The 2,352-nt window shown below is 69.9% G+C and carries 2 protein-coding genes and 1 pseudogene; 2 read left to right on the top strand and 1 reads right to left on the bottom strand.

Annotation, left to right across the window (positions count from 1 at the left end):
• Positions 1-87 precede the first annotated feature (87 nt).
• A pseudogene (locus tag AB0442_RS42255) lies at positions 88-879 on the bottom strand (IS630 family transposase); the annotation flags it as partial.
• A gap of 122 nt (positions 880-1,001) precedes the next feature.
• On the opposite strand from AB0442_RS42255, the gene AB0442_RS42250 reads away from it, so the two are divergent.
• Positions 1,002-1,400: a VOC family protein gene (locus AB0442_RS42250; RefSeq protein WP_366168815.1), complete on the top strand. Its 399-nt coding sequence runs from the start codon at positions 1,002-1,004 to the stop codon at positions 1,398-1,400.
• Positions 1,401-1,405: 5 nt separating this feature from the next.
• Positions 1,406-2,296 carry a patatin-like phospholipase family protein gene (locus tag AB0442_RS42245; protein WP_366168814.1) on the top strand — a complete coding sequence of 297 codons (891 nt, stop codon included), beginning with the start codon at positions 1,406-1,408 and terminating at the stop codon, positions 2,294-2,296.
• The last annotated feature ends 56 nt before the right edge of the window (positions 2,297-2,352 follow it).

Below are 2,352 nucleotides of genomic sequence, written 5' to 3'. Positions count from 1 at the left end.
GACCCCGGAGGACCTACCTCCATCTCCTGCACAGCACCGCTTCCAGAAGCAGTTGCATCAACGCCTCCTTCAGCGTTCGTGGCACACGATCTGGGACTTCTCGTCCACGCAGAGGACCACGGCCCGCTCGGGCGGGTTGTGGTAGAGCCCGACGACGTCGACGACCTTCTCCACGAACAGCGGATCGGTGGACAGCTTGAAGGCGTCCTGCAGGTGGGGCTTGAGGTCGAACCTCTTCCAGATCCGCCCGACCGTGGACTTCGACAGCCCGGTGCGCTTGGCCATGGAGGCCCGCGACCAGTGGGTGTCCTTGTCGGGGGTCGATTCCAGCGTCGCGACGACGACGTCCTCGACCTGGTCGAGCAGGATGGACGGCGGCCGGCCAGGACGCGGCTCGTCCTGAAGACCGTCGAGACGGTGGGCGACGAACCGGGCCCGCCAGCGGTTGACCGTGCTCGGCCCGATACCGAGTTCGGCCGCGACCTGCTTGTTCGTGCTGCCCTCGGCGCAGGCCAGCACGATCTTCGCGCGCAGTGCGAGGTATTGCGCGGTCTTCGCCCGCCGGGCCCATCGCGTCAGCTGAGCGCGTTCGTCCTCGGTGAGCACCAGATCCGCCTTGCGCCGGCCCGGCCGCGGCTCATCGGCCAGACCCGCCAGCCGGTCGGCGGCGAACCGCGAACGCCACTTTCGCACCGTCGCCACGTTCATACCCGCGACCGCCGCCACCCGGGCACTTGACGTCCCGTCCGCACAAGCCAGAACAATCCGGGCGCGCTCGGCCAACCGGGACCCCTCCCCGCCAGTCGACCAACGCGACAACTCCGCGCGCTCCTCTGCGGAGAGCACGATCTCTACGGCCTTCGGACCTCGCTGCGACATGAAAAACAGCCTACCTACTTACAGCTGAAATTTCAGGCGCGTGACACTAGGTCCAAGGTCTCGGTCACAATGCGGCGGCGGACCGATCCCTGACGGTCCGTGGGCGGACTAGCGTGATCCACATGGAGATACCCGAGCACCACAAGCAGGCCGTCATTCCCCACGTCATGGTCGACGGTGCGGCCGAGGCGATCGAGTTCTACGCGGAGGCGTTCGGTGCGGTCGAGCTCTTCCACCTCGAAGGCGATACAGGGCAGGTCGTGCACGCCGAAGTGGGCATCCACGGGTCCACCCTCATGCTGAGCGACGCCGACGTCCCGTTCGCGACCCCGGGCCGGGGTGCGACGTCGGTCGCTCTGCACGTGTACGTGCCGGACGTGGACGCTCTGACCGCGGCAGCCGTGACCGGCGGCGCCGAGTTGCTTGCCGCGCCGGCCGACATGCCCTACGGTGCGCGGCAGTCGATGCTGCGGGATCCATTCGGCCATGTGTGGGTCTTCCTCACGCCGATCGCGGCGTGATCCGGATGACGAACACCGTCGAACCGGAAAAAGCCGAGTACTCGGTGGGCCGCGCGCTCGTGCTGGGCCCCGGAGGCATCGTCGGTACCGCCTGGACGGCCGGACTGGTCCACGGCCTGCGTCACGAAGGGGTGGACCTCGGCGAGGCGGATCTGATCGTCGGCACCTCGGCCGGTGCGATCGTGGCGGCGGCGCTCGGCGCCGAGAACGGTCTCGGCCGCCTCGCCCGCCCAGTGGCTGGCGATCACCCCCGACCCACCGCGCCGGACGCGCAACGGACGGCCGAGGTGTTCGCCGTGCTCGGCACGCCCGGCCTGACACCGGAGGAGGCCCGGCGTCGTGCGGGACGGATCGCGATGGGCACGGCCGACCCGCGCGCGCAGCAGGCGCTGCTCACCGGCCGGCGCGAGCTGATCGGCGTTGACGCATGGCCAACACGTCGTCTCCTGATCACGGCGGTGGACGCGGCGAGCGGCGAACCCGTGGTCTGGGACCGGGACAGCGGCGTGCCGTTGGTCGACGCCGTGGCCGCAAGCAGCGCCTTTCCCGGCACGGCGCCGCCGATCGAGGTCGGCGGGCGGTACTACATGGACGGCGCATTGCGCGAGGGCACCAACGCGGACCTGGCCCGGGGCGCCCGCACCGTCCTCGTGGTCGCCCCGCTGGCCCACCGGTTCCCGCGCGAGCCGCACCGACGGGTGCAGGACGTTCCGGGCGCGGAGACCGTGCTCACCATCGCTCCGAAGGAGGCCGCGCTCCTCGCCTTCGGTACGGACCCGGGTGACCTCGCGGTATGGGTGCCTTCCTTCCGGGCGGGATTCGCGCAGGCCGCCGACGAGCAAGAACGGCTGTTCATCCCCTGGAACAATCGCCGAGTGAGCCCCCTGGGACGGTGAACCGCTCCGGCAACATCACCACTGGTCGAGGAGCCTGCGTTGCGCCGTACTACTCC

Source organism: Kitasatospora sp. NPDC085895 (assembly GCF_040702125.1).
Taxonomy (GTDB): Bacteria; Actinomycetota; Actinomycetes; order Streptomycetales; family Streptomycetaceae; genus Kitasatospora; species Kitasatospora arboriphila.
The sequence above is the reverse complement of the archived record's forward strand: the minus strand, read 5'-3'. Positions and strand labels throughout refer to the sequence as shown.